At 70.9% G+C, this 26,051-nt stretch carries 26 protein-coding genes; 10 read left to right on the top strand and 16 right to left on the bottom strand.

Annotated elements, in window-relative coordinates:
- Positions 1-16: 16 nt before the first annotated feature.
- From ACT80S_RS11875 to ACT80S_RS11860, 4 genes are read right to left on the bottom strand one after another with little or no spacing between them, the layout of a single operon-like run.
- Positions 17-874: a transporter substrate-binding domain-containing protein gene (locus tag ACT80S_RS11875; protein ID WP_377415961.1), complete on the bottom strand. Its 858-nt coding sequence runs from the start codon at positions 872-874 to the stop codon at positions 17-19.
- Between the two features lie 17 nt (positions 875-891).
- Positions 892-1,575, bottom strand: coding sequence for a 4-carboxy-4-hydroxy-2-oxoadipate aldolase/oxaloacetate decarboxylase (ligK, locus tag ACT80S_RS11870; protein ID WP_377415959.1), 684 nt, complete (start codon positions 1,573-1,575; stop codon positions 892-894).
- Positions 1,576-1,598: 23 nt separating this feature from the next.
- Positions 1,599-2,633 carry an amidohydrolase family protein gene (locus ACT80S_RS11865; protein WP_377415957.1) on the bottom strand — a complete coding sequence of 345 codons (1,035 nt, stop codon included), beginning with the start codon at positions 2,631-2,633 and terminating at the stop codon, positions 1,599-1,601.
- A gap of 29 nt (positions 2,634-2,662) precedes the next feature.
- Positions 2,663-3,364 (bottom strand): substrate-binding domain-containing protein, encoded by a 702-nt coding sequence (locus tag ACT80S_RS11860; protein ID WP_377415955.1) that lies wholly within the window; start codon positions 3,362-3,364, stop codon positions 2,663-2,665.
- A gap of 112 nt (positions 3,365-3,476) precedes the next feature.
- Here ACT80S_RS11860 and ACT80S_RS11855 point away from each other — a divergent pair, with 112 nt between their 5' ends.
- The 4 genes from ACT80S_RS11855 to ACT80S_RS11840 all read left to right on the top strand — a co-directional run bounded on the left by ACT80S_RS11855 (position 3,477) and on the right by ACT80S_RS11840 (position 8,053).
- Positions 3,477-4,382: a LysR substrate-binding domain-containing protein gene (locus ACT80S_RS11855; RefSeq protein WP_377415953.1), complete on the top strand. Its 906-nt coding sequence runs from the start codon at positions 3,477-3,479 to the stop codon at positions 4,380-4,382.
- A 97-nt stretch (positions 4,383-4,479) separates the two neighbouring features.
- Entirely contained in the window at positions 4,480-5,979 is a 1,500-nt protein-coding gene (locus ACT80S_RS11850; protein ID WP_377415951.1) for a hypothetical protein, read from the top strand.
- 132 nt (positions 5,980-6,111) lie between these two features.
- Positions 6,112-7,095, top strand: coding sequence for a Bug family tripartite tricarboxylate transporter substrate binding protein (locus ACT80S_RS11845; RefSeq protein WP_377415949.1), 984 nt, complete (start codon positions 6,112-6,114; stop codon positions 7,093-7,095).
- Between the two features lie 13 nt (positions 7,096-7,108).
- Positions 7,109-8,053 carry an alpha/beta hydrolase gene (locus tag ACT80S_RS11840; protein WP_377415947.1) on the top strand — a complete coding sequence of 315 codons (945 nt, stop codon included), beginning with the start codon at positions 7,109-7,111 and terminating at the stop codon, positions 8,051-8,053.
- A gap of 58 nt (positions 8,054-8,111) precedes the next feature.
- Here the strand turns inward: ACT80S_RS11840 and ACT80S_RS11835 are convergent, their stop codons facing one another.
- The 10 genes from ACT80S_RS11835 to ACT80S_RS11790 all read right to left on the bottom strand — a co-directional run bounded on the left by ACT80S_RS11835 (position 8,112) and on the right by ACT80S_RS11790 (position 17,993).
- Positions 8,112-9,074 carry an AEC family transporter gene (locus ACT80S_RS11835; protein WP_377415945.1) on the bottom strand — a complete coding sequence of 321 codons (963 nt, stop codon included), beginning with the start codon at positions 9,072-9,074 and terminating at the stop codon, positions 8,112-8,114.
- A gap of 4 nt (positions 9,075-9,078) precedes the next feature.
- Positions 9,079-9,972 carry an NAD(P)-dependent oxidoreductase gene (locus ACT80S_RS11830; RefSeq protein ID WP_377415943.1) on the bottom strand — a complete coding sequence of 298 codons (894 nt, stop codon included), beginning with the start codon at positions 9,970-9,972 and terminating at the stop codon, positions 9,079-9,081.
- A 43-nt stretch (positions 9,973-10,015) separates the two neighbouring features.
- Entirely contained in the window at positions 10,016-11,008 is a 993-nt protein-coding gene (locus tag ACT80S_RS11825; RefSeq protein ID WP_377415941.1) for a Bug family tripartite tricarboxylate transporter substrate binding protein, read from the bottom strand.
- Between the two features lie 46 nt (positions 11,009-11,054).
- Positions 11,055-11,759, bottom strand: a complete 705-nt coding sequence (locus tag ACT80S_RS11820) for an ABC transporter ATP-binding protein (protein WP_377415939.1) — start codon at positions 11,757-11,759, stop codon at positions 11,055-11,057.
- Positions 11,752-12,549, bottom strand: coding sequence for an ABC transporter ATP-binding protein (locus tag ACT80S_RS11815; protein WP_377415937.1), 798 nt, complete (start codon positions 12,547-12,549; stop codon positions 11,752-11,754). The genes ACT80S_RS11820 and ACT80S_RS11815 overlap by 8 nt, the downstream gene beginning before the upstream one ends.
- Positions 12,546-13,550 carry a branched-chain amino acid ABC transporter permease gene (locus ACT80S_RS11810; RefSeq protein ID WP_377415935.1) on the bottom strand — a complete coding sequence of 335 codons (1,005 nt, stop codon included), beginning with the start codon at positions 13,548-13,550 and terminating at the stop codon, positions 12,546-12,548. The genes ACT80S_RS11815 and ACT80S_RS11810 overlap by 4 nt, the downstream gene beginning before the upstream one ends.
- A complete protein-coding gene (locus ACT80S_RS11805) occupies positions 13,547-14,422 on the bottom strand; it encodes a branched-chain amino acid ABC transporter permease (protein ID WP_377415933.1) in 876 nt (291 codons plus the stop codon). Before ACT80S_RS11805 ends, ACT80S_RS11810 begins: the two co-directional genes overlap by 4 nt.
- Positions 14,423-14,516: 94 nt before the next feature.
- Positions 14,517-15,686, bottom strand: a complete 1,170-nt coding sequence (locus tag ACT80S_RS11800; RefSeq protein ID WP_377415931.1) for an ABC transporter substrate-binding protein — start codon at positions 15,684-15,686, stop codon at positions 14,517-14,519.
- Positions 15,687-15,918: 232 nt separating this feature from the next.
- Complete coding sequence (locus ACT80S_RS11795) at positions 15,919-17,091, bottom strand: ABC transporter substrate-binding protein (protein WP_377415929.1); 1,173 nt, start codon at positions 17,089-17,091, stop codon at positions 15,919-15,921.
- A 128-nt stretch (positions 17,092-17,219) separates the two neighbouring features.
- On the bottom strand, positions 17,220-17,993 hold the full coding sequence (locus tag ACT80S_RS11790) for a GntR family transcriptional regulator (RefSeq protein WP_377415927.1): 774 nt from the start codon (positions 17,991-17,993) through the stop codon (positions 17,220-17,222).
- 147 nt (positions 17,994-18,140) lie between these two features.
- On the opposite strand from ACT80S_RS11790, the gene ACT80S_RS11785 reads away from it, so the two are divergent.
- The 3 genes from ACT80S_RS11785 (at position 18,141) to ACT80S_RS11775 (ending at position 21,345) form a co-directional block, all read left to right on the top strand.
- On the top strand, positions 18,141-19,193 hold the full coding sequence (locus ACT80S_RS11785) for a Rieske 2Fe-2S domain-containing protein (protein WP_377415925.1): 1,053 nt from the start codon (positions 18,141-18,143) through the stop codon (positions 19,191-19,193).
- 22 nt (positions 19,194-19,215) lie between these two features.
- Positions 19,216-20,166 (top strand): PDR/VanB family oxidoreductase, encoded by a 951-nt coding sequence (locus ACT80S_RS11780; protein WP_377415923.1) that lies wholly within the window; start codon positions 19,216-19,218, stop codon positions 20,164-20,166.
- A gap of 66 nt (positions 20,167-20,232) precedes the next feature.
- Positions 20,233-21,345: a 5-methyltetrahydropteroyltriglutamate--homocysteine S-methyltransferase gene (locus ACT80S_RS11775; RefSeq protein ID WP_377415921.1), complete on the top strand. Its 1,113-nt coding sequence runs from the start codon at positions 20,233-20,235 to the stop codon at positions 21,343-21,345.
- A gap of 411 nt (positions 21,346-21,756) precedes the next feature.
- Here ACT80S_RS11775 and ACT80S_RS11770 read toward each other — a convergent pair whose 3' ends face one another.
- The gene (locus ACT80S_RS11770) at positions 21,757-22,149 is read right to left on the bottom strand and encodes a LysR substrate-binding domain-containing protein (protein ID WP_377416327.1); all 393 of its coding nucleotides are present in this window, start codon (positions 22,147-22,149) and stop codon (positions 21,757-21,759) included.
- A 52-nt stretch (positions 22,150-22,201) separates the two neighbouring features.
- Between ACT80S_RS11770 and ACT80S_RS11765 the strand changes: the two genes are divergently transcribed.
- Positions 22,202-22,558, top strand: a complete 357-nt coding sequence (locus ACT80S_RS11765; protein WP_377416325.1) for a Bug family tripartite tricarboxylate transporter substrate binding protein — start codon at positions 22,202-22,204, stop codon at positions 22,556-22,558.
- Between the two features lie 231 nt (positions 22,559-22,789).
- Here ACT80S_RS11765 and ACT80S_RS11760 read toward each other — a convergent pair whose 3' ends face one another.
- A complete protein-coding gene (locus tag ACT80S_RS11760) occupies positions 22,790-23,239 on the bottom strand; it encodes a hypothetical protein (RefSeq protein ID WP_377415919.1) in 450 nt (149 codons plus the stop codon).
- A 144-nt stretch (positions 23,240-23,383) separates the two neighbouring features.
- Between ACT80S_RS11760 and ACT80S_RS11755 the strand changes: the two genes are divergently transcribed.
- Entirely contained in the window at positions 23,384-24,511 is a 1,128-nt protein-coding gene (locus ACT80S_RS11755; RefSeq protein ID WP_377415917.1) for a family 1 glycosylhydrolase, read from the top strand.
- Entirely contained in the window at positions 24,508-26,019 is a 1,512-nt protein-coding gene (locus tag ACT80S_RS11750; protein ID WP_377415915.1) for an MFS transporter, read from the top strand. Before ACT80S_RS11755 ends, ACT80S_RS11750 begins: the two co-directional genes overlap by 4 nt.
- The last annotated feature ends 32 nt before the right edge of the window (positions 26,020-26,051 follow it).

Below are 26,051 nucleotides of genomic sequence, written 5' to 3'. Positions count from 1 at the left end.
CGGGCATCGTGCGGGGTCAGTCGGCGGCCAGCCCGCGCAGGCCGGCGCGCGAGGCCATGGCCTGCAACTGCCCCTGGGCGCGCACCTGCTGCGCGAAGTCGCGCAGCCAGGGCATGCCGGCGGGACGGCCCTTGGGCACGGCGATGGCGAGCTGCTCGAAGCCCCAGCGCCCGTCGAGGACGCGGGCGCCCGGCAGGCTGTCGCCCAGCTCGAACAGGATGCCCTTGTTGGTGGCGAACAGGTCCAGCCCGCCGGCCTTGAGCTGCGCGGCGGCCTCGGCCAGCGAGGGCACGGGCACCACCCTCGCCTGCTTCAGCAGGCCGGGCAGCGCGCCCTGCGAGCTGCTGCCCTGGCTCACGCCCACGCGCACGCCGGCGCGGTCGACCTGGCCGACCTCGGCGATCGGCGAGCCGGCCGGCGCCAGGTAGCCCAGCTCCAGGCGCACCAGCGGCGGCGTGAAGTCGACCAGCTTCGCCCGCGCCTCGGTGGCGTTGGTGAAGGTGAAGTCCACCTCGCCGGCCTGCACGGCCTCGACCACCTGGGCCACGCGGCTGAACTCCACCACCTTCACCGGCACGCCCAGGCGCTGCGCCATCAGGGTGCCCAGCTCCAGGCTCACGCCGGCGCGCTCCCCCGAGCGGGTGGTGACCAGCGAGGTGGGACTGCCGGGGTACACGCCCACGCGCAGCACGCCGGTGGGCGCGAGCGCGGCGCGGGCCTCGGCGGGCGCCGGGGCGGCCGCGGCCTGCGGCGCCGCGGGCGCGGCCAGGTGCGCGCAGCCGCCGAGCGCCAGCGGCAGGGCCAGAGCCAGGGCCAGGGAACGCGCGCGCAGGCGCAGGCCGGGTCGCAGGCTCGGTCGGGTCGGGGCCGTCACGGCGGGTTCCGGCGGGGTCAGTCGATGTAGCGCAGGCCGGCCTTTTCCAGGGGCTCGCGCATCTTGTACATATCCAGGCCCAGCACGCCGGCGGCCAGCTTGGCGCGCTTCTCGCCCTCGTTGGCCTCGCGGGCCTGGGCGGCTTCGAGGGTCTTGGCGGCCAGGGCGCGCGGCACGCAGACCACGCCGTCGTCGTCGGCGACGATCACGTCGCCGGGGTTGACGCTCATGCCGGCGCACACCACGGGGATGTTCACCGAGCCCAGGGTGGCCTTGATGGTGCCCTTGGAGCTGATCGCCTTGCTCCACACCGGGAAGCCCATCTCCTGAAGCGTCTTGACGTCGCGCACGCCGGCGTCGATCACCAGGGCGCGGGCGCCGCGGGCCTGGAAGCTGGTGGCCAGCAGGTCGCCGAAGTAGCCGTCGGTGCACTCGGCGGTGATGGCGGCGACGACGATGTCGCCCGGCTGGATCTGCTCCGCCACGACATGCATCATCCAGTTGTCGCCGGGGTGCAGCAGCACGGTCACGGCGGTGCCGGAGACCTGGCAGCCCGGGTAGATCGGACGCATGTAGGGCTTGAGCAGGCCCACGCGGCCCATGGCCTCGTGGACGGTGGCGGAGCCCAGCTTGCCCAGGGCATCCGCGGTCGCACGGTCGGTGCGCTGGATGTTGCGGTAAACGACGCCGAGTTCGTACATGGCTTGGATTCCTTGGGTTCGGTTTACTTGCCGGCGGCCTTGAGGCGGGCGTCCAGGCGGGAGAACACGCGGCGGGTGTTGGCCTCGTAGATCTGGTGCTTGTCCTCGGCGCTGAGGATCTTCGACGCCTCGATGTAGCGCTTGGTGTCGTCGTAGTAGTGGCCGGTGGTGGGGTCGACGCCGCGCACCGCGCCGATCATCTCGGAGGCGAACAGCACGTTCTTCACCGGGATCACGGTGTTCAGCAGGTCGATGCCGGGCTGGTGGTAGACGCAGGTGTCGAAGTAGACGTTGTTCAACACGTGGTCCGTCAGCAGGGGCTTCTTCATCTCCTGCGCCAGGCCGCGGAAACGGCCCCAGTGGTAGGGCACCGCGCCGCCGCCGTGGGGGATCAGGAACTTCAGCGTCGGGAAGTCCTTGAACAGGTCACCCTGAATGAGCTGCATGAAGGCCGTGGTGTCGGCGTTCAGGTAGTGGGCGCCGGTGGTGTGGAAGCAGGCGTTGCAGCTGGTGGACACGTGAATCATGGCCGGCAGGTCGTACTCCACCATCTTTTCGTAGATGGGGTACCAGTGCTTGTCGGTCAGCGGGGGGCTGGTCCAGTGGCCGCCGGAGGGATCGGGGTTGAGGTTGATGCCGACCGCGCCGTATTCCTTGACGCACTTCTCCAGCTCGGGGATGCAGGTGGCCGGGTCCACGCCGGGCGACTGCGGCAGCATGGCCACCGGGACGAAGTGCTCGGGGAACAGCGTGCTCACGCGGTACACCAGCTCGTTGCAGATGGCGGCCCAGGTGGACGAGACGTTGAAGTCGCCGATGTGGTGGGCCATGAAGCTGGCGCGCGGCGAGAACAGCGTGAGGTCGCTGCCGCGTTCCTTCATCAGCTTCAGCTGGTTGGTCTCGATGGCTTCGCGCAGGTCGTCGTCGGAGATCTTCAGGTCGGCGACCTTCGGGCTCTTGGACGGGTCCTTGATGCCGGCGATCTGCTGGTTGCGCCAGTCTTCCAGCGCCTTGGGCGCGGTGGTGAAGTGGCCGTGGCAATCGATGATCAGGCTCATGGGGGGCTCCTGGGTCTTTCTTTCTGGATTCAAACGGGTTGCATGCCCTGGCGGCGCTTGGCGTCGGCCGCTTCGGGCGAGGCCATGAAGGCCAGCATGGCGCGCACCTCGGCGCCGCGGGCCGTGCCCTTGCAGGCGGCGGCCGAGAAGATGGTGTCGATGGCGATGGCGGGCGGCAGCGCGCCGGCGATGGTGATGCCCTCGACGTGGATCAGTTCGCTCAGTTGCTGGAAGCCCAGGGCCACCTCGCCCCTGGCCACCAGCGACCCCACGGGCGTGCCCGGCGGCGGGGTGACGACCTTGGGCTGCACCTGGGCGGCGATGCCCCAGCGCTCGAACAACCGGGCCAGGGCGACGCCGCTGGGGCCGGTGGAATAGCTCACGGAGGGCGCGGCCAGCACCGCCTGCTTCACCGCCTCCTCGCTGGAGAGGTCCGGCAGCGCGGCGCCGCGCGGCACGGCCACCGAGGTGCCCGAAAGCACCAGGTCCACCTTGGAGCCGGGCTCCAGGCAGCCGGCGGCCATGAGCTTGTCGATGGCGTCGCTGCCGAGGATCACCACGTCGAAGGCCTCGCCGGCCTGCACGCGCTTGGCGGCATCGACGCCGCCGACGGACTCGATGGCGACGGCCTGGCCGCTGCGGGCCTGCCAGGCCTGCGCCAGTTCCGCGAGCAGCTGGCGGGTGGCCATCGAGGAGATGCCGCGCAGGGCGGAGGTCGCTTCAGGTTGCATCCGCGCATTCTGGTTCGGCGGGCCGGCCCGGGGAAGGTGAGGCGCCCACTACCAGCTATACAGGATCGGCATAATCGAACCGAAGGTATAAATAAATCGCCAGACACCGGACATGGACCTCAAGCAACTCGAGTACTTCGTGCGCGTCGCCGAGATGGGCAGCTTCACCCGCGCCGCCATCGCGCTGGACGTGGCCCAGCCCGCCCTCTCGCGCCAGGTGCGCCTGCTGGAGGTGGAGCTTCGCCAGAACCTGCTGGTGCGCAATGGCCGGGGCGCCACGCCCACCGAGGCCGGCAAGCTGCTGCTCGAACATGGCCGCGGCATCCTCCACCAGGTGGAGCGCGCCCGCGAGGAGCTGGGCCGGGTGCGCGGCGCGCTGGCCGGCCGGGTCGCCCTGGGCCTGCCGCCCTCCGTTGCCAAGGTGCTGGCCGTGCCCCTGATCCACGCCTTCCGCGAGCACATGCCCGAGGCCTCGCTGTCCATCACCGAGGCCCTGTCCACCGGCATGCGCGAGTCCCTGGCCTCGGGCCGGCTGGACATCGCCCTGCTGTACAACGCCACGGCGGCGGCCGACCTGGAGGTCACGCCGGTGGTGGCCGAGAGCCTGTACCTGGTGCAGGCGCGCTCCGGCGGCAAGGCCGCCGCGCCGACGCGCCCGGTGCCGCTGCGCGACGTGGCGAAGCTGCCCCTGGTGATTCCCAGCCGGCCAAACGCGATCCGGATGCTGGTGGAATCCGAGATGGCCAACCAGGGCCTGAAGCCGACGATCGCGCTGGAGATCGACGGCGTGTCCTCGATCCTCGAGCTGGTGGCGGACGGCACCGGCAGCGCCATCCTCTCGCGCAACGCGGTGCAGACCTCGGCGCGCCCGCAGGCCTTCAGCATGCGCCCCATCGGCACGCCGCCGCTGCGCAGCCAGCTGTCGCTGGCGGTGAGCTCGCTGCGACCGGCCACGCTGACGCAGCGGGCGACGGTGGACCTGATCCGGGCGACCGCGCTGCGGCTGCTGGCCGACTGAGCGGGGCCGGCACCGCCGAGGACGACGGCGCACCGAAGCCGGGAACCGGAGTGCCGCCCCCCCCACCCATGGCGTTTTTCAATCCGAAAGCGCCGCCATGGACAAGACCCCGCCCCGCCAGCCCTCCCTCGCCCTCCACCCGAGCGGCGCATCCCCCCTGCTCGTCGACGGCAAGACCTCCGGCTCCGACGCCGCCGAGACGCCGGCCCAGTGGACGGCCCGCAGCGTGTCGCTCCCGCGCTTCGGGCGCGCCCCGGGCCACCCCCCCTTCCCCACCTCCCTCGCTCCCGCGCAGGACGCGGGCGACGCCGCGCCCCTGCAGGCCCGCCATGTCGCGGTCGTGCGCGAGGGCAAGGCCTCCGGCCAGTTCAAGCGCGGGCGCGAGCCCGAGGCCGACCTGGACAGCCTGCCCGAGGAGGCGACCCCGGCCCCGGCCTCCGGGGTACGCCTTACGCCCGCCCTGGGCACCGGCTTCCACTGGCCGCAGGAAGGCTCGGCCTGGCGGAGCATGGAAGTGATCTTCGGCGAGCGGGACCTGGAGGACCCGGGGCAGCGCGCCGCCGCCCTCGGCGAAGTCCTGCGCTACGCCTGCCGCAACCTGGGCCGGCGCGCCGACCGGCTCGCCCTGGGCGTGGCCCTGGCGGGTCGGCTGCAGGCGGTGGGCGTGGGCCCCGCGGCCCAGGCCCGCGAGTTGCGGGAGGTCCTCGAGGCCGGCCGCTGGGCGGGGAGCCAGGACCGGCCGGTGCGACCGGGCCGCCTGAGGGCGGCACTGGGCGACCTGGTGCGGGGCATGGCCTCGGCCTGCACCGGCGCCGGGGACTACGAGCGCCGCCTCGCCACCTTCGCGACCGGCATCTACCAGGCCCGCGGCGGGCGCAACGCGGTCCCGATGCACGCCTACCGCCTGGTCGGCGCCCTGCGTACGGCCAGCGAGGCGGTGGCCCAGCCCGCCCACCTGCGCGTGGACCTGCTGCGCGGGATGCTGGCCCCGGTCGTGGATGCCGCGTCCGGCGCGCCCACCCGTCTCGCCCCCGAGACCTGCGCCTCCATCGTCGAGGGGCTGGCGGGCGGCACCGCGGGTGACCTGCTCCAGTCCCGGCTGATGACGGGCGCGCTGCTGGAGGACCGTATCCCCCTGACCCCGGGGCAGCTGGCCGGCTGCCTGGGCGCACTGGCGTCCTGGGGCAGGCCCGCCAGCGACGACCAGGTCCGCGACCACCTCGCCGACCTCAGGCACTGCCCCCGCCCGGCGGCGCACAAGGGCGCGGCCGCGCTGGCCGTGGCCCGCATCGACCCGGCGGGCCGCTATGACCTCGACCTCACGTCCGGCGGCCCCGGGAACCTGGCCATGGACCTGGCGCGCACCCGCCAGAGGATCCTGGACCTGGTCCGGCCGTCCACCCGCGCCGAATGGGCGCAGTGGCTCGAGGAGGCCGCGCCGCTCCCCGAGGCCACGTCCACGTCCACGACGACGACCTCCACGCCCCCCGCGGCCTCCACGACCACCGCGACCTCGTCGACCTCGTCCTCCTCCATCCCCGGCCACGTCATCCCGCGCAGCCCTGCCGGGCCGGGGATGGACCTCGGCGAGCACTGAACGCGAGGCCCGGCCCGGTGACGCCGGGGTGACACCCATCGCCTGCGGCGGCCCCGGGAATCGGTCGGGAACCGGCCCGCAGCCGGCCCGCCGGCGTTAGCATCGAACCGCCCGAAAAATTCAGGAGTTCGAATGTTTTTTCGATTTATTAAAACTTCTGCCGCCATCCTGTGCGCCGGCGCCGCGCCCCTGCTGGCCCAGGCGCAGGACTACCCGGCCCAGCCGATCCAGGTCGTCATCCCCTACGCCCCGGGCGGCGGCACCGACGTGGTGATGCGGCCGCTGGCGGCCGAACTCGGCGAACGCCTGAAGCAGCCGGTGCTGCTGGACCACCGCGGCGGCGCGGGCGGCAACATCGGCGCGCAGTTCACCGCCAAGGCGCAGCCCCACGGCTACACCCTGCTGGCGGCCAACAACTCGCACGTCATCAACCCCTTCATCTACAAGAACCCCGGCTACGACCTGGCGACCGACTTCGCGCCGGTCACGGTGCTGGCCACCGCGCCGCTGGTGGTGGTGGTGCACAAGTCCTCGCCGATCCAGACCCTGCGGGACTTCGTCGAGCTGGCCCGCCGCAACCCGGGCAAGCTGAATTTCGGCAGCGCCGGCGTGGGCACCCCCGGCCACCTCGCGCCCCTGCTGTTCAACAAGCTGGCCGGCATCCAGCTGGTGCACATCGCCTACAAGGGCTCGGGCCCGGCGGTGATGGCGCAGCTGAGCCAGCAGTTCGAGATCCAGTTCGCCACGCCGGCGGTGGCCGGACCCCACATCAAGTCGGGCGAGCTGCGGGCGCTGGCCGTCACCTCGGGCAAGCGCTTCGTGGCGCTGCCCCACGTGCCCACCATCGCGGAGTCCGGCATCCCGGGCCTGGCCGACTACGACCAGGCGATCTGGTGGGGCCTGCTGGCCCCGGCGCGCACCGACCCCAAGGTGCTGGACAAGCTGAACGCCCAGGCGACCGCCATCCTGCGCACGCCCCGTTTCGCCGAATTGCTGCTGTCGCAGAACATGGTGCCGGCCCCGACCAGCCGGGCCGAGTTCCAGGCCCTGATCCGCAGCGACCAGCAGAAGTGGGAGGCGCTGGTGCGCGAGTACGGCATCACGGCCGAACAGTGAACGGGGGCCCGGCATGACGCTCGCGCCCGAGATCGCCGCCCTGCTGCCCGCGATCAACGCCCAGCCCCCGATGCACCAGCGGCCGCTGGCCCAGCTGCGCCAGCCGCGCGAGCGCATCGGCGGCGCCGGCCCGGTCCAGCCCGTGGGCGCGGTGGAGGACCGGCACATCGACGCCGGCGACCGCACGATCCGCGTACGGCTGTACGCGCCGCCGCCGGGTACGCATGACGCGCCCGGCGCGCCGCAGGCCCTGCCCCTGGTGGTCCTGTTCCACGGCGGCGGCTTTGTCTTTGGCACCATCGAGGGCAACTACGACCATGTCTGCCGCGTGCTGTGCGCCCGTGCGGGCGTGCGGGTGATGTCGGTGGCGTACCGGCTCTCGCCCGAGCACAAGTTCCCCGCCGCGCCCGACGACGCCTGGGCCGCCCTCCAGTGGGCCGTGGCCCGGGCCGGCGCGCTGGGCGTGGACCCGGCGCGGGTCTTCGTGGCGGGCGGCAGCGCCGGCGGCAACCTGGCGGCGGTGACGGCGCTGCGTGCGCGCGACCTGGGCGGCCCGGCGCTGCGCGGGCAGGTGCTGTTCTACCCGGTGGCCGACCACCCCGAGCCGGCCACCGGCTCGATGCGCGAGTTCGCCGAGGGCTACTACCTGACCGCGGCGGACATGCGCTGGTTCTGGGCGCAGTACCTGGCCCGCGAAGCCGACCGCACCCACCCCTATGCCGCGCCGTTGCGGGCCGAGCGCCTCGACGGCCTGCCGCCGGCGCTGGTGCTCACGGCCGGCTACGACCCGCTGCGTGACGAGGCGGAACGCTACGCGCAGCGACTGCAGGCCGCGGGCGTCGCGGTGACGATGCGCCGGTACGAGGGCATGGTCCACGGCTTCCTGGCCTTTCCCACGCCCGCCGCGGACCAGGCCCTGCAGCAGGCCGCGGACTGGATCGGGCGGGCCTGCCGCTGACGCGGCGGCCGCCCCCACGCCGCACCGGCCCCGCCTTCAGGTCACGCGATAGCGCGCCTCAGACCGGCGCCTGCAGCAGCCAGAGCAGGCCGGTCAGCGTGAAGAACGAGGCGATGGTCGCCCCCAGCAGGGCCGAGGCCGCCATGCCGTCGTGGCCATGGCGCTGGGCCAGGATCGGGTAGATCCCCATCATCGGCACCGCCGCGGTGAGGACCAGCGCCATCTGCAGCTCGCGCTGCATCGGCGGCAGCACCATCACCAGGAGCATCACCAGCAGCGGGTGCACCAGCAGCTTGCCCACCGCGATCGCCGAGACGTCGCGCCAGGCCCCGCGCAGGCCGAAGCCCACCAGGGTGCCGCCGACCACGAACAGCGCGATCGCCGAGCACGAGGTGGCCAGCAGGCCGACCGCGCGCCCCAGCGGCGCCGGCAGCTGCAGCCCGGCGAGCGAGCACGCCAGGCCGGCGACCACCCCCCAGACCATCGGGTTGCGCGCCATGCCGCGCAGGGACTGCGCCAGGGCATTGCGCAGGCGCTGCGCCCGGGTGGCGCCGGCCCCGGCCTCGCCCAGGTCGCTCTCGGCCAGGGCCAGGGCCGCGGGAATCAGGACGATGTTCTCGACGATCACCGCCAGCCCCAGGTTCAGGCCGCCGATGCTGCTGCCGAACACCTGCGTGACCAGGGGCAGGCCGACGAAGCCGCTGTTGGGGCAGGCCACGCCCATGCCCATGATGGCCGCGGCCGACATCGGCTTGCCCCCGGCCTTGCGCGCCCACAGCACGCCCAGCGCCATCGTCGCCAGCGAGCCGGCGGCATAGGCGAGCAGGTAGACCGGGTTGACCACGTCGCCGATCGGGCGTTGAGCCAGCGAGCCGAAGATCAGCGCGGGCAGCGCGAGGTTGATGACGTACTTGCCGAACAGGCGCATGTCGGCCCGCGCGAACAGGCCGGCGCGCACGCACACGTAACCGAGGGCGATGAGGAGGTAGATGGGCGTGGTGACGCTGAGGATCGCGAGCAAGTCGTCAGCCCTTTCGCGCCGCGATCAGCGCGTCGGCATAGTCCTGCCAGCGGGCGCCCGGGGCCACCTCGCGGAACACGCCGCCGGCGGCCTGGTCGGCCACCCACTGCTGCTTGCCGGCGATGGCGGCGGTCATGACCGGCTCGAAGCCGGCCTCGCGCACGGTGTTGGCCGACTCGCGCATCTCCTCGGCGCGGCGCTTGCCGTGCTGCACGACGCGGCTGAAGAAGTAGGCGCCCTGCGCCGACCAGTCGATCTGCGGGAAGGTCTCCGCCAGCGTGGGCAGCACGTGGTCCTCGACGCCGTAGGCGCGGGCCGTGGTGTAGCTCTCGATGACCAGCGCCTCCAGGCCCTTGATCATCACGCTGCGGCACATCTTGATGGCGCTGGCCACGCCCAGCTGCTCGGACACGGGCCGGGCATCCATGCCCCAGGCCTGCAGGCGCGCCGCCAGTTCGGCGGCCCGGGCGCCGCCCAGGAGCATCGGCACCCTGATGCCGTAGGGCGGCACCGAGGTCATGACGCCGGCCTCCACGTAGTGCGCGCCGGTGGCGTCGATGCGCGCGGCGCACTGCTGCTTGGTGCCGGGCGAGGCCGAGTTCAGGTCGAGGAAGACCATGCCCGGGCGCAGGAAGGCGGCCGCCTCCCCGGCCACCGCCAGCGTGTTCGACGCGGTGACCGCGGAGATCACCAGGTCGCTGGCCTCGCACAAGGCCTGCATCGAGGGCTGGGCGGTGACGCCGGCCGCCGCGGCGTGCGCCGCCTCGGCCTCGCGCTGGCGGGGGTCGGCGCCGTGGCCGAACTTCAGGTCCCAGGCCGAGACGGCACTGACCTGGGCTTTCAGGCCGGCGGCGAAGGTCTTGCCGACCTCGCCGTAGCCGATGACTCCGAGACGCATGGGGGATCCTTGGCGCCGCCTCGCGGCGCGCTGGCTGGCGCGCTTACTGGCGCGGGATGTTGGCGCGGGTGATCACGTCGCCCCAGCGCTTGGTCTCGCTGGCGAGCAGCTGGCCGAGCTGCTCGGGCGTGCTCGGGCGGGCATCCACCTCGAGGGCCGCCAGCTTCTGCTTCAGCGCGGGCTGGGTGAGGACCGCGTTCAGCTCGCGGTTCAGGTAGGCGATGCGGTCACGCGGCGTGGCGGCAGGTGCGGCCAGCGCGTTCCAGGAGGCCACGTTGAAGCCGGTCAGCGGGCCGCGCGCCTCGGCCACGGTGGGCACGTCGGCCAGGGTGGGCTCGCGCTTCTCGCCCATGATCGCCAGCGGGCGCAATGCGCCGGCGGTGATCTGGGTGCGCACCGGGCCGAGGATCTCGACGGCGGCGTCGATCGAGCCGCCGCGCAGCGCGGTGATGACCGCGGGCGTACCGTTGAACGGCACGACCTGCACGTCCACGCCGGCGGTGGACTTGAACAGCTCCGCCGCCAGGTTCTGCGTGCTGCCGATGGCGATGGTGCCGAGGTTGATCTTGCCGGGGTTGGCCTTGGCCTCGGCCAGGAAGTCGGCGAAGGTGCGCCAGCGCGAGTTCGCGGGCACGACGATCGCCAGGTCGAACACGGCCAGCAGGGACACCGGCGCGAAGTCCTTCTGCGCATCGAACGGCAGCTTGCGGAACAGCGTGGCGCTGACCGCGGTGGCATTGCTCATGAGAAGCAGGGTGTGCCCGTCCGCGTCGGAGCGCACGACCGCCTCGCCGGCGCCGACACCGCCGGCGCCCGGCTTGTTCTCGATGACGACCGACTGGCCGACGCGGTCGGACAGCGCCTGGCCCACCGCGCGGGCGGTCAGGTCGGCCACGCCGCCAGCGCCGAAGGGCACGACGATGCGGATCGGCTTGCTCGGGAAGCCGGCGGGCTGCTGGGCGAAGGCGCCCAGGGGGGCCAGGCCGGCGCCCGCCAGGGCGGCCGACTGGAGCAGGAATTGGCGACGTTGCGTCATGGAAGGTCTCCTGGGCCCCGCAGGGCCCGTCAAGGGAAGGACGGCGTCAGCGCGCCACGCCGAGCAGCCGGTCGACCAGGGCCAGGTCCTCGCGCAGCTCGCGCGCGGTGCCGCGGTGGACGATGGTGCCGCGGTCGAGGACGACCGCGCTGTCGGAGATGGCGAGGATGGCCTGCGGATGCTGCTCCACGATGATGGCCGACAGGCCCTCCTCGCGGGTGATGCGGCGGATGGCCTTGAGCAGTTCCTCCACGATGATGGGCGCCAGGCCCTCCAGCGGCTCGTCGAGCAGCAGCAGCTTCGGGTTCAGCACCAGGGCCCGGCCCACGGCCAGCATCTGCTGCTCGCCGCCGGACAGCTGCGTGCCCAGGTTGCCCTTGCGCTCGGCCAGTCGCGGGAACATCTGGTAGACGCCTTCGGGCGTCCACTTGCCGGGGCGGGCCACGGCGGTGAGGTTCTCGTGCACGGTGAGCGACTTGAAGATGTTGCGCTCCTGCGGCACCCAGCCGATGCCGGCCGCGGCGCGCTGGTGCGGCGCCAGCTTGTGCAGCGCGACGCCCCCCAGGGAGATGCTGCCGCCATGCTGGCGCGTGGCGCCGGCGATGGTGTTCATCAGCGTGGTCTTGCCGGTGCCGTTGCGACCGAGCAGGGCCAGCGTCTGGCCCTCCTCCAGCTCGAACGACACGCCATTGAGGACCACCGCCTCGCCATAGCCGGCGGACAGGTCCTGCACTTTCAGAAGTTCAGCCATGCGCGGCCTCCGTATGCGCGTCTTCTCCATGGCCCAGGTAAACCGCCTTGACCTGCGGGTCGTTGGCGATCTGCTCCGGGTCGCCCTCGGTCAGCACCGTGCCGTTGACCAGCACCGTCATGCGCTTGGCGAAGCTGAAGACGAGGTCCATGTCGTGTTCGATCAGGAGCACCGAGACATCGGACGGCAGGGCCGCCACGGTCGCCAGGATCTCCTCGCGCTCGCCGGCCGGCACGCCGGCCACCGGCTCGTCGAGCAGCAGCACCTTGGGCTCGCAGGCCAAGGCGATGGCGATCTCCAGCAGGCGGCGCTTGCCGTAGGCCAGCTGCTCGGTCACCTGGTCCATCACCTCCGCGAGGTGGAAGTGCTCCAGCAGCTCGTAGGCGCGTTCGGTCACGGCCTTGTCGCCGCCCAGGGGCTGCCAGAAGCGCCCGCCCAGGCCGCGGTGCTGCGAGATGACCAGCGCCAGCGTCTGCAGCGGGGTCATCGACGAGAACAGCTGGTTGATCTGGAAGGTGCGCACCATGCCGCGGCGCACGCGCTCGTGCGGCGCCAGGCGGGTGATGTCCACGCCATTGAGGACGATCTTGCCCTCGGTGGGCGGCAGCACGCCGGTGAGCAGGTTGATCAGCGTGGTCTTGCCGGCGCCGTTGGGGCCGATCAGCGCATGGCGGGCGCCCTTGCGCAGGTCGAGGTTGACGTTGCCGGTGGCGGTGATGCCGCCGAAGCGCTTCACCAGGCCCTGGGCCGACAGCACGATTTCTTGGGTATCGCCGTGATGGCCGCTCATTGCGCGCCTCCCTTCTTGCCGCCGAACCAGGTCCAGGGGCGCAGCAGCCGGTCGCGGCCGACCAGCACCAGCACCACCAGGAACAGGCCCAGCCAGAACGTCCAGTACTGCGGGGTGATGCTCGAAAGCACGTCGTACATCAGCTTGAACACGATCGCGCCGAACACGCCGCCCCACAGCCAGCCGGTGCCGCCGATGACCAGCATCAGCAGCACGTCGGCCGAGCGGTGCACGTCGAACACGTCCAGCGAGGCGAAGCCGGTGGTCTGGGCCAGCAGCGCGCCGGAAACGCCGGCCATGGCCGCGGCCACGGTGTAGACCACGGCCAGGCGCTGGGCCACCGGGATGCCGATGGCCATGGCGCGCAGGCGGTTGTCGCGGATCGCCTTGAGCGTGCCGCCGAACGGCGAGTTCACCAGGCGGCGGGCGATGATGAACACCACCAGCAGCATCGCCAGCGAGTACAGCGCGCCGGTGCGGCCGGCCAGGTCGAACTCGAAGGTGCCCAGGAGCGGGCCGATGACCACGCCCTGCAGGCCGTCGGCGCCGCCGGTGAGCCAGTCGAGCTTGTTGGCCAGCTCCAGCAGGATCAGGGCCACGCCCAGGGTCACCATCAGGCGGGTCAGGTCGGTGCCGCGCTGGATGGTCAGGCTGGCGACCGCGCCCAGCGCGGTGGTCAGCACGGTGGCGACCAGCAGGCCCAGCAGCGGGTCCGGGTTGAGGTGCTTGGCGAACAGGGCCGCGGCGTAGGCGCCGAAGCCGAAGAACGCCGCATGGCCCAGCGAGACGATGCCGGTGTAGCCCAGCACCAGGTCCAGCGAGATGGCGAACAGCGCCACGATGGCGATCTCGTTGACGATGGCGGCATGCTGCGTGAACAGCAGCGGGGCGGCGAACATCGCCAGCCACAGCACCGGCTCCCAGGCGCGCATGCGGCCCGCGTCCAGCAGCGAGCGCTGGGCCTGCTCGCGGTTGTTGTTGTCGGTCTTGGTGGCGCTCATGCCTTGCCTCCCTGGCGAACGAACAGGCCCTGCGGCTTCCAGATCAGGATGGCGATCATGACGGTGTAGACGATGAAGGCGCCCAGCTTGGGGATGTAGTACTTGCCCGCCACGTCGGCGATGCCCACGAGCAGCGCGGCCAGCAGCGGGCCGGTGATCGAGGAGGTGCCGCCGACGGCGCAGACGATCAGGAAATAGAACATGAACTTCAGCGGGAAGTTCGGGTCCAGGCCCAGCACCTCCGCGCCCAGTGCGCCGCCCAGGCCGGCCAGGCCGCAGCCGAAGGCGAAGGTCGAGAGGAACACGATGTTCACGTTGATGCCCAGGCCGGCGGCCACGCGCTGGTCGTCGACCGAGGCGCGCAGGCGGCTGCCGAAGCGCGTGCTCGAGAGGATGTACTGCAGGCCGATGGTCAGCGCCGCGCACACCGCGATGATGAACAGGCGGTAGTGGCCCATGCCCAGCATGAGCGCGCCCTCGCCGATCTCGGTGCGGCCCTTGAGCCAGTCGGGCAGCTGGATGATCTGCTGCGTCGAGCCGATGAAGTAGTCCACCGCGGCGGTGGCCATGAAGACCAGGCCGATCGTGAACAGCACCTGGTCCAGGTGCGGGCGCTTGTACAGCGGGCGGTACAGGGTGCGTTCGAGGATGCCGCCCAGCAAGGCCGCGCCCAGGAAGGCCAGCGGCAGGCAGGCCAGGAAGGGAACGCCGGCGCGCTGCATCAGCAGCACGGTGATGTAGCCGCCGGTCATGGCGAAGGCGCCGTGGGCCAGGTTGATGAAGTTCATCAGGCCCATCGTCACCGCCAGCCCCAGGGCCAGGATGAACAACAGCATGCCGTAGGCGATGCCGTCAAAGAGGATGGTGAGCATGGATCGATAAAGTGACGCAGGCAGTCAATCCCGCAGGGGTGCCGTGCGGGCGGGCGGCGAGGCGACGCGCCGTGGCGCGCCGCCTCCTCGGGCATCAGGAACCCTTGGCAGGGTCCTTGACGTCCTTGATCGTGGCGAACTCGATGTTAAAGAGTTGTCCGTTCTTCTTTTCAACCTTCCGGATGTAGACGTTCTGCACGACCTCGCGGGTCTGCGCATCGATGAAGATGGGGCCGCGCGGGCTCTCGAACAGCTGGCCCTTCATGCCGGCCAGCAGGGCGTCGCCGCCGCTCTTGCCGCCGGTTTTCTTCAGGGCTTCGTAGATCACGCGCATGCCGTCGTAACCGCCCACCGCGTGGAAGTTGGGGCGCATCTTGTTGGCCTTCTCGAAGGCCTCGACGAACTTCTTGTTCAGGGGCGACTCGTGCGCGGCGGAATAGTGGTGCGAGGTGACCACGCCCAGGGCGACGTCGCCCATGGCGTTGAGGATGTCGTCGTCGGTGACGTCGCCAGGGCCGATCAGCTTGATGCCGGCCTTGTCCAGGCCACGCTCGGCGAACTGCTTCATCAGGGACGAGCCGCCCCCCGAGGGCACGAAGACGAACAGCGCGTCGGGCTTGAGGTCACGCACCTTCTGCAGGAAGGGCGCGTAGTCCGGGTTGCGCAGGGGCACGCGCACGCTCTCGACGACCTGGCCGCCGTTGAAGGTGAAGCGGTCCTTGAAGTACTTCTCCGCGTCCAGGCCCGGGCCGTAGTCGGTCACCAGGGTGACGACCTTCCTGATGCCGTTCTTGGGCGCCCAGTCGGCGATGCCGATGGTCACCTGCGGCAGGGTGAAGCCGGTGCGCACGATGTAGGGCGAGGCCTGGGTGATGCTGGACGTGGCCGCGCCCATCACCACCAGGGGCGTCCGGGACTGCGTGGCCACCGGCGCGGAGGCCAGCGCCAGCGGGGTCAGGCCGAAGCCGGCCAGCACGTCCACCTGCTCGCTGACCACCAGCTCCTGCGCCAGGCGCTTGGCCACGTCGGGGATGCCGGTATCGTCCTTGACGATCACCTGCACCTTGCGGCCGGCGACCGCGTCGCCGTTCTGCGCCATGTACAGGCGCACCGCCGCCTCGATCTGCTTGCCGTGCGTGGCGAAGGGGCCCGACATGGGCAGGACCAGGCCGACCTTGAACGGGGCCTGCTGGGCGACCGCGACGCCCGCCGCGGGCAGCAGGGCTGCGGCGGCCAGGGCCTGGATCAGGATTCGCTTCTTCATGGGGTTCTCTCCTTGCACGGAACAACAATCAGCCCGCGAACGGGCCATGGGCTCCCGGACCTTCCGGGTAAACCCCATATTTTGTTGCGCGCGCAACCATTTCGGATGGATAACCTCAAAGAGAACCTGATCTACCAGCTATGCCGCGACGGCATGGCCCGGCGGGCGAACGCCCCCTCTTGCAAAAAGTGCCGTCCGGCGGGGGCCGGACGGCACTCGCTCGGGTGCGTCCTTACTTGGTCTTGCCCGGGTCCTTGACGTCCTTGATCACGTCGAACTCGATGTTCCAGAGCTGGCCGTCCTTCTTCTCGACCTTGCGCAGATAGATGTTCTGGACGATGTCGCGGGTCTGGGCGTCGATGAAGACGGGGCCGCGCGGGCTCTCGAAGATCTGGCCCTTCATGCCGGCCAGCAGGGCGTCGCCGCCGCCCTTGCCGCCGGTCTTCTTGAGGGCTTCGTAGATCACGCGCATGCCGTCGTAGCCGCCCATGGCCATGAAGTTGGGGCGCAGGTTCTTGTTGGCCTTCATGAAGGCCTCGACGAACTTCTTGTTCGCGGCGGAGGGGTGGGCCGCCGAGTAGTGGTGCGAGGTGACCACGCCCAGGGCGCCGTCGCCCATGTCGTTCAGCTGGTCGTCGTCGGTGACGTCGCCGGTGCCAATGAGCTTGATGCCGGCCTTGTCCATGCCGCGCTCGAGGAACTGCTTCATCACCGCGGCGCCGGCGCCGGAGGGCACGAAGACGAACAGGGCGTCGGGCTTGATGTCACGCACCTTCTGCAGGAAGGGGGCGAAGTCCGGGTTGCGCAGCGGCACGCGCAGCGACTCGGGGACGGTACCGCCGTTGAACAGGAGGCGGTCCTTGAAGAAGCGCTCGGCGTCGATGCCCGGGCCGTAGTCGGTCACCAGGGTCACGACCCGCTTGATGCCGTTCTTGGGCGCCCAGTCGGCCAGGGCCACGGAGGCCTGCGGCAGCGTGAAGCTGGTGCGCACGATGTACGGCGAGGCCTCGGTGATGCTGGAGGTGGCGGCGGCCATCACCACCAGCGGCGTCTTGGATTGCGTGGCCAGCGGCGCGACGGCCATCGCGGACGGGGTGATGCCCATGCCGGCGATCACGTCGACCTTGTCGTTGACGATCAGTTCCTGGGCCAGGCGGCGGGTGACGTCGGGCAGGCTGGTGTCGTCCTTGACGATCAGCTGCACCTTGCGGCCGGCGACGGTGTCGCCGTTCTGCGCCATCCACAGCTTGGCGGCGGCCTCGATCTGGCGGCCGGTGGTGGCCTGCTGGCCGGTCATGGGGAGGATCAGGCCGATCTTGAACGGGGCCTGCTGCGCCAGCGAGAGGCCGCTGGCGGAGATCAGGGCCGCGCCGACGAGGGCCTGGACGAGGGTGCGCTTCTTCATGGTCTCTCTCCTAGTTTGGATTCCGGTTGGATCGGTGGGCGATATCAGTTATTGCAGTTTGCTATTTCCGACGCCGTGCTATGACCGAGCGACGGGTGCTCGCGGATGGTACTCCGAGGCGGTCCGTCTCAGCCACGTTGTCGTATCAGGCGCACACCCGGCATGCGGTCGAGGCTGCGGGTCGCCACCGCCTCGCGCAGGTTGCGCTGCGCCAGCCGCGAGTGCTCGCGCATGATGGCCTCGGCCCGGCCGCCCTCGCGCGCCTCGATGGCGTCGAGCACCTGGCGGTGCTGGTCCTGGGCCACGATCAGCATGTCCCGCGAGCGGGGCGAGTTGGCCTGCAGCACCACGAAGCCCGAGGGCGAGGCGAAGGGCAGGCGCACCACCCGGTCGAGTTCGCGGGCCAGGGTGCCGCTGCCCACCATCTCGGACAGCAGGTTGTGGAAACGCTCGTTGTGCTCGGTGTAGCGGGCGAAGGCCTCGTCGTCGAGGGCGGGCTGGCCCAGCACCGCGTCGATGCCGTCCAGGCACTCGCGCGCGTCGGCCAGGATGCCGGGGGCCACGCCGCGCTCGGCGGCCAGGCGGGCGCACAGGCCCTCGATGGTGCCGCGCAGCTCGATCGCATCGTGCACGTCGCGCTCGGTGAAGGAGCGCACGGCGTAGCCGCCCGCGGGCAGGGCCTCGAGCAGGCCCTCCTGCTCCAGCCGCAGCAGGGCGGCGCGGATCGGGGTGCGCGAGACGCCCAGCTTCTCCACGATCGACAGTTCGGCGATCCGGCTGCCCGAGGGCAGCTCGCCCGCCAGCACCATCTCGCGCAGCCGCAACAGGGCGCGCACGGCCTGCGAGCCGGAGGGCTCGGACTCGGCGGGGCGGGCGATTTCGTGTTCCGTCGACTTCGACATGTATTCAATGTATCAGCAGAAATCACCGTTTGACCCAGATCAAACCCGAACATACCCCCAATATCAGTGTTTTCCCTAGGTGAATGTATACAACGAGTATCCAGAACACCATAATGCGGCCTTCCCTTCACTGACCGCTGGACTCCCATGTTTCCGAAGAACGCCTGGTACGTCGCCTGCACGCCCGACGAAATCGACAGCAAGCCCCTGGGCCGCATGATCTGCGGCGAGCAGATCGTGTTCTACCGGGGCGAGGAGGGCAAAGTCGCAGCCCTCGAGGACTTCTGCCCCCACCGCGGCGCCGCCCTGTCCCTGGGCTACGTCTGCGAAGGCAAGCTGGTGTGCGGCTACCACGGCCTGGTCATGGGCTGCGACGGCAAGACCCACGCCATGCCGAGCCAGCGGGTGGGCGGCTTCCCCGCCATCAAGGCCTACCCGGTGGTCGAGCGCCACGGCTTCATCTGGGTCTGGCCCGGCGACCCGGCCAAGGCCGACCCCGCCACCATCCACCACCCGCACTGGTCCGACAACCCCGAGTGGGCCTACGGCGGCGGCCTGTACCACATCAAGTGCGACTGGCGCCTGATGGTCGACAACCTGATGGACCTCACGCACGAGACCTATGTGCACACCACCAGCATCGGCCAGAAGGAGATCGACGAGACGCCGGTGTCGACCAAGACCGTGGGCGACGAGGTCATCACCAGCCGCTTCATGAACAACGTGATCGCCCCGCCCTTCTGGCGCGCCAACATGCGCGCCAAGGGCCTGGACGAACACCAGCCGGTGGACCGCTGGCAGATCTGCCACTTCACGCCCCCCAGCCACATCATGATCGAGGTGGGCGTGGCGGTGGCCGGCAAGGGCGGCTACGACGCGCCCCCCGAGTACAAGGTGTCGGCCACGGTGGTGGACTTCATCACCCCCGAGACCGAGACCACGATGTGGTACTTCTGGGGCATGGCCCGCAACTTCAGCCCCAAGGACACCAACCTCACCGCCCAGATCCGCGAGGGCCAGGGCAAGGTGTTCGCCGAGGACACCGCGGTGCTCGAGGCGCAGCAGCGCAACCTCACCCTCTACAAGAACCGCAAGCTGCTGATGCTGAACATCGATGCCGGCGGCGTGCAGTCGCGCCGTATCATCGACCGGCTGATCGCCGCCGAGCAGTCCACGGAGCCGGCGCCCTCGGCCCTGTGACCGCCCTTTCCTGCCTGACTCCATGACCCAACTCCAAGTGAAGGTGCTGCGGCGCCGCGAGGAAGCCGAGGGCATCGCCAGCTTCGAGCTGGCGCGCGCCGACGGCGGCCCCCTGCCCGCCTTCAGCGCCGGCTCGCACATCGACGTCCACCTGCCCGGCGGCCTGGTGCGCCAGTACTCGCTGGCCAACGACCCGCACGATGCCACCCACTACCGCATCGGCGTGCTGCGCGACCCGGCCTCGCGCGGCGGCTCGGTCGCCATGCACGACCAGGTGCGCGAGGGCGACGTGCTCACCATCAGCGAGCCGCGCAACCACTTCCCGCTGGTGGCCGCGCCGCACATCATCCTGCTGGCCGGCGGCATCGGCGTCACGCCCCTGCTGTGCATGGCCCAGCGCCTGGCCGCCACCGGCGTGAGCTTCGAGCTGCATGCCTGCAACCGCTCGCTGGCGCGCAGCGCGTTCGTGGGCGAGATGCAGGCCTTCGGCGAGCGCTTCCACCTGCACCTGGACGACGGCGACGCCGCCCAGAAGCTGGACCTGCCCGCCCTCCTGAAGAAGGCCCCCGCCGGCAGCCGCATCTACGTCTGCGGCCCGGGCGGCTTCATCGACTTCGTGGTGAACACGGCCAAGGCCCAGGGCTGGCCGGCCGACCACGTGCACCTGGAGTACTTCGGCGCCGCGCCGCAGGACACCACCGGCGACCAGGCCTTCGAGGTGCGCATCGCCTCCACCGGCAAGACCTACACCGTGCCCGCCGACCAGCCGGTCAGCACCGCCCTGGCCGCCCAGGGCGTGGAAATCATGGTTTCGTGCGAACAGGGCGTGTGCGGCACCTGCCTGACCCGCGTCCTGGAAGGCGAGGTCGACCACCGCGACCTGTACCTCACCGACGCCGAGAAGGCCTGCCACGACCAGTTCCTCCCCTGCTGCTCGCGCGCCAAGGGCAAGCTGCTGGTCCTGGACCTCTGAGGCACAGCGTTACGATCGGGGGCTTCGGCCCCCTTTTCCATTTCAGTCCCCCGAGGAGACGACTCCATGATGAAACTACCCGCCCGCTACGACCACGTGGGCAGCTTCCTGCGCCCGCAATACCTGCTCGAGGCGCGTGAACAGAAGGCCCAGGGCAAGATCACCCCCGAGCAGCTGCGCGCCGTGGAAGACAAGGCGATCGCCGAGATCGTCAAGTTCCAGCAGGACGTGGGCCTCAAGAGCATCACCGACGGCGAGTTCCGCCGCACCTACTTCCACATCGACTTCCTCGAGCAGCTCGGTGGCGTGGTGGCCGACATTCCGGTCAGCGTGCTCAATGCCGACGGCACCAAGGCCCTGGCGCCCCCGGTGATGAAGGTGACCAGCAAGGTCACGCACGCCAAGAACATCGAGGTCGACAACTTCAAGTACGTGCAGTCGCTGACCCCGGCCGGCTGCACCCCGAAGATGACGATCCCCTCGCCGACGATGCTGCACTTCCGCGGCGGCCGCGCCGGCATCAGCCGCGAGGCCTACCCCGAGCTGGATCCCGCCTTCTACGACGACGTGGCCAAGGCCTACGGCGACGAGCTGCGCGCCCTCTACGCCGCCGGCTGCCGCTACGTGCAGATGGACGACACCAACCTCGCCTACCTGTGCGACGAGAAGATGCGCGAGGCCGCCCGCCAGCGCGGTGACGACCCCAACGAGCTGCCGCACCGCTACGCCGCCTTCATCAACAAGGTGGTGGCGCAGAAGCCCGAGGGCATGCTGCTGGCCATGCACCTGTGCCGCGGCAACTTCAAGAGCACGCACGCCGCGGCCGGCAACTACGAGCCGGTGGCCGAGGCCCTGCTCAAGGAAATGGACCTCGACGCCTACTTCCTCGAGTACGACGACGACCGCTCCGGCGACTTCCGCCCGCTGCGCTACCTGCCCAAGGGCAAGACCGTGGTGCTGGGCCTGGTGACCACCAAGTTCGGCCAGCTGGAAAGCAAGGACGACCTCAAGCGCCGCATCGACGAGGCCGCCCGCTATGCGCCGCTGGAGCAGCTGGCCCTGTCGCCCCAGTGCGGCTTCTCCAGCACCGTGCACGGCAACAACATCGCCGTCGAGGACCAGCGCACCAAGCTGCGCCTGGTGGTGGAGACCGCGCAGGAAGTGTGGGGCGATCTCTGATCGGCGCCTGCCTTCGCTGAATGAACGCCCGCCTTGCGCGGGCGTTTTTCATGGGGCCTGGAAGCCGGGGGCATCGCCCGGGCACCCGATGCGGCAGGCGGCACGGCTTCAGCCCCTTGTCGGCAGGAACCGTCCGTCCATCGTTGTGCACTTAACGGATGGGTTAGGTCCATCCGTTCTGCCCCGGGGAGGTCCGCCATGTGCCCTGTCCACGACGATGTCTTTTGCGCACGTACCGACGTGCTCCTGCGCATGCTTCACGGCGACCTGGCGAGGTATTGCTCGGAGCATGTCAAAAGCGAGATCCGGCAGCTCCTGCATTCCCTGGATGCGCCGCTGGAGCCCTCCGGGGATGAGGCGCCGGAGGGCTTGGACTGAGGGGGTGTCCCGCCACGCGGCGAGGCCTGGATGTCAGGCCTGCGATTGCGTCTGCTGGAGGAAAGCCGAAATCAACTGGGACTTGGGCGAGCCCCGCTGCCACAGCACACCGAACCGGCGCGCCTCGCCGCTGTCGTCCACGCGAAGGGAGGCCACCCGCAGGCCGGCCGTCAGGGGCGAGCCGATGTCGGGCACCAGGGACACGCCCAGGCCTTCATGGACCATCATGGCGATCGCCAGCAGCGAGCTCAGTTCAAAGCGCTCGGCCGGCTCGATGCCGTGCTGGCGCAGGAAGCGGTCGGCATGCTTGCCGCCGCCGAGCGAACGGTCATAGCGTATGAAGGGTTGGGTTCGCAGCAGGTCCAGCGGCTCCTGGTGCGACTGGGATTGCGGCACCAGGGCCACCAGGGGCTCCTGCCTGAGCAGCGTCCAGTTCGAGAAAACTCGAGAAGCTTAGGTCGGTGTCTACGAGGCCGGCATCAGCCCAATCCAGACGTTCGTGAAGGCAGGAAAACTCAAGGCGCTGGCCGTGATGGACAAGAGCCGCTCGCCCATGCTCCCGGACGTCCCGACGATGGAAGAGTCGGGCCTGGCCAACCTGGAGAGCAAGCTGTGGTGGGGCATCGTCGCGCCGCGGACCACGCCAGCCCACGTCATTGCAGCGATCAACCGTGATGTGAATGCGGTCCTGCGGGACCCGGCGATCCGCAAGCGCATCGAGGAGTCTGGCGGCACCGTGGAGGGCGGCACGGCCCAGGCCTTCGAGAACCAGATCGCCGCCTATCGCAGGCAATTTGGCCCGGTCATCAAGGCCGCGGGCATCACCAACAACTGAGTCATTGCCGGGGTCCCCGAACACCCGCTGCTGCATCAGTTCGGGGACTCCCGTCGGGGCGAGGTTGGCCCGCCCGAGCCGCCCGCCTGCAGGCCGGCGGGTGAAGGGGTGCCCGTTCAACCCGCGGACGTCCGCATCGGTGGCAAGCAGGAGGTGGGCAGTGGCCAGGCCGTGCCTAATGCACCGTCGGAAGTTGGCCGGGCTTGCCCAGAAAGTAGCCTTGCGCGAACGTCACACCGAGCGCGCGCAAGATACGGCCGAATGCTCGGTCACTTCGAGCACGCCCCTTTTCAAGTCACGGCGACCCAGGGAGCCTGGGAACTCGCGGCTCTTCGCGGTGGCCGGCAAGACGTTGACGGCCAGATACAGCGGCTCTGGCAGCGCATCAAACGCTTCGGTCGCCTTCTGAACAGACATCACCTCCGGCTCGATAGGGAGGCCTGCTTCATCGGCCTCCCTGAACCAGACGTCGGGGGTGCGTTGCGGATGCAACGTAAACCGCGGCAGCGCTTCACCGCCCGCCATCCTCTCCGCGGCGATTTCGAGGATCGGTTGGAACACGATGGCCATGCCATCACCGCCCAGCACGGACCCGATTCGTTCGCGTCGCTCTCTGCCCTCGCGGCTCGTCCGCGGCCCGCGCTGGATCTGACTTTCGATCAGGTGGGCGAGAAATTTCACGGCGCGCAGGTCGCGCTCGTTGAATAACGGTCACTCGGCAGGGCCATCCCGTCCGCCCTCGATCAGCCGGCACGCATCCCCCAGGCACGCCCCTTGCCCCTCCCCCCTGCCGGGCCATGCCTCGCCCGGGGAGCGCGCGCGCCCATGTTCAAGAGCTTTTTCCTCGGCGGCTTCGAATGCGCCACGGGATTCAACCGAGAAGGCCACTGGATCGACCTGGTCTCGGCCACCTGGCACGACCTGCATGCGGACGACGACTACCGCCGCCTGCGCGAGGTCGGCATCCTGGCCGCGCGCGACGCGGTGCGCTGGCCGCTGGTGGACCGCGGCGGCGGCCGCTACGACTTCACCAGCCTCGAGCCGGTGGTGCGCGCGGCGCAGCGCCATGGCGTGGAGGTGATCTGGGACCTGTTCCACTACGGCTATCCCGCCGGCCTGGACCTGCTCTCGCCGGCCTTCGCCGAGCGCTTTGCCGACTACTGCGCCGCCTGCGCCCGCCACCTGCGCCGGCGCACCGCGGGCACGCTGTGGTTCACGCCGGTCAACGAGCCCTCCTTCTTCGCCTGGGCCGCGGGCCATGACGCGCAGTTCGCGCCGCACCGCCGCGGCCAGGCCGCGGACCTCAAGCTGGCCCTGGTGCGCGCGGCCCTGCGCGGCATGCGCGCCATCCGCGACGAAGTGCCCGGCGCGCGCTTCGTCCACGCCGACCCGCTGTGCCGGGTGGTGCCGCCGGACGACCGCCCCGAGTCCGTGGCCGCGGCGCGCGAGTTCAACGAACGCCACGTGTTCGAGTCGTGGGACATCCTGTGCGGGCGGCTGCACCCCGAGCTGGGCGGCAGCCGCGCCCTGCTCGACGTGGTCGGCGTGAACTACTACTGGACCTGCCAGTGGGTCCACGGCCGCCACAAGGAATGGCTGCACGACGGCGACCCGCGCCGCCAGCCGCTGTCCGAGCTGGTGCGCCGGGTCTGGGAGCGCTATGGCGGCGACCTCCTCATCACCGAGACCATGCACTGGGGCGAGCACCGCGCCGACTGGTTCCGCGGCCTGGCCCGCGAGGTCGAGCGCATCCTCGCCCTGGGCATCCCGCTGCGCGGCGTGTGCCTCTACCCGATCCTCGCCATGCAGGACTGGCATGCCCCGCGCGACTGGCTGCCCATGGGCCTGTGGGATATCGACGGCGCCAACGGCATGGGCCGGGTGGTGCACCAGCCGCTGCTCGACGCGCTGCGCGACGCCCAGCGCCGGCTGCCGGGGGGCTGGGGGCCATGAGTCCCGCTGGCGGCGTGCTGGGGCCGGTCGCCGACATCCCGCCCCGCGCGCTGCAGGCCGGCCAGCGCGCCCTGGTGCAGGACCTCGCCTGGGCCAGCCTCTCCGGCGCATTCTCCGGCGGCGTCGTGCTGGTGGCCTTCGCCCTGGCGCTGGGCGCGACGCCCCTGCAGGTGGGGCTGCTGGCCGCGATCCCGTTCGTGACCCAGGCGGCGCAGTGGCCGGCCACCCTGCTCGTTGAACGGGTACGCCGGCGCCGCCTGATCGGCGTGACCCTGCTGACGCTGGCGCGCCTGCTGCTGCTCGCGATGGCGCTGCTGCCCCTGCTGCCCTCGCCCCGCCTCGCGCTGTGGGCGCTGCTCGCGGCGCAGGCACTCATCGCCCTGCTCCACGCGGTGGCCGGCTGCGCGGTGAACTCCTGGCTGCACCAGCTCATACCGCCCTCGCAGCTGGGCGGCTTCTTCGCGCGGCGGCTGTTCTGGGCGACCGCCCTGTCCTGCGCGGGCACGCTGGCCGCCGGCGCGCTGGTGGCGCGCCCGGCCACCGCCACCGCCGCGCCGCTGGAGGCCTACGCGCTGGCCTTCGTGGCCGCCTCGCTGGCGGGGCTCGTCAGCTCCTTCCACCTGGCCCGCGCGCCCGAGCCGCAGATGCGGGAGGCCGGCCCCGTCACCGGCCTGGCCGCGCGCCTGCGCGCGCCGCTGCGCGATCGCAACTTCCGCCGGGTGCTGGTGTTCCTGGGCGCCTGGACCATCGCCTCCAACCTGGCCGTGCCCTTCATCGCGGTGTTCCTCATGGAGCAGCTCGACTACCCGCTGGGCGTGGTCACCCGCCTGTGGGTCGTCAGCCAGGTCGCCAACGCGCTCACGCTGGTGCTGTGGGGCCGGCTGTCGGACCGCCTGACGAACAAGGGCGTCCTCGCCGTGGCCCTGCCCCTGCACTTCGGCGCGATGCTGGCGATGGTGGCGGTGGACGGCGTCGCCGACCCGGGCTGGCGGCTGGCCCTGCTGCACCTGCTGCACGTGGCCATGGGCGTGGCCGCGGCAGGCATCGGCCTGGGCGTGGGCAACCTGGGGCTGAAGCTCGCGCCGGCGGCCAATGCCACGGCCTACCTCGCGGCCATCGGCCTGGTCTGCGCCCTCGGCGGCGGCGTGGCGCCGGTGCTGGCCGGCGCCCTGGCCGAGGCCGCCGCCACGCGCGAGCTGTCCGCGGTGATCCGCTGGAACGCGCCCGGCGGCGGCGGCGAATTCGCGGTGATCGGTTTCGCCCACTGGGACTTCCTGTTCGCCGCCTCGGCGTTGCTCGGGCTGTACGTGATGCACGCGCTCTCGCGGGTGGCCGAGGGCCGCGAGGTGGGCGAGCGCGAGGTGGTCCAGGAATTCCTGCTGGAAGGCTGGCGCGGCCTCAGCCAGCTCTCGTCGGTGGCCGGCAACCTGGGCAGCCTGTTTCCCTTCGAGCGCCTCGGCGAACGCCGCAAGTGGTGGCGGCCGCGGCAGCGGCAGAACCGGGGTTGAGGGCGTCGAGGGGCGCCGGGCAGGCCGGCGAA

The sequence above is a fragment of the Ramlibacter sp. MAHUQ-53 genome (assembly GCF_052600055.1).
The sequence above is the reverse complement of the archived record's forward strand: the minus strand, read 5'-3'. Positions and strand labels throughout refer to the sequence as shown.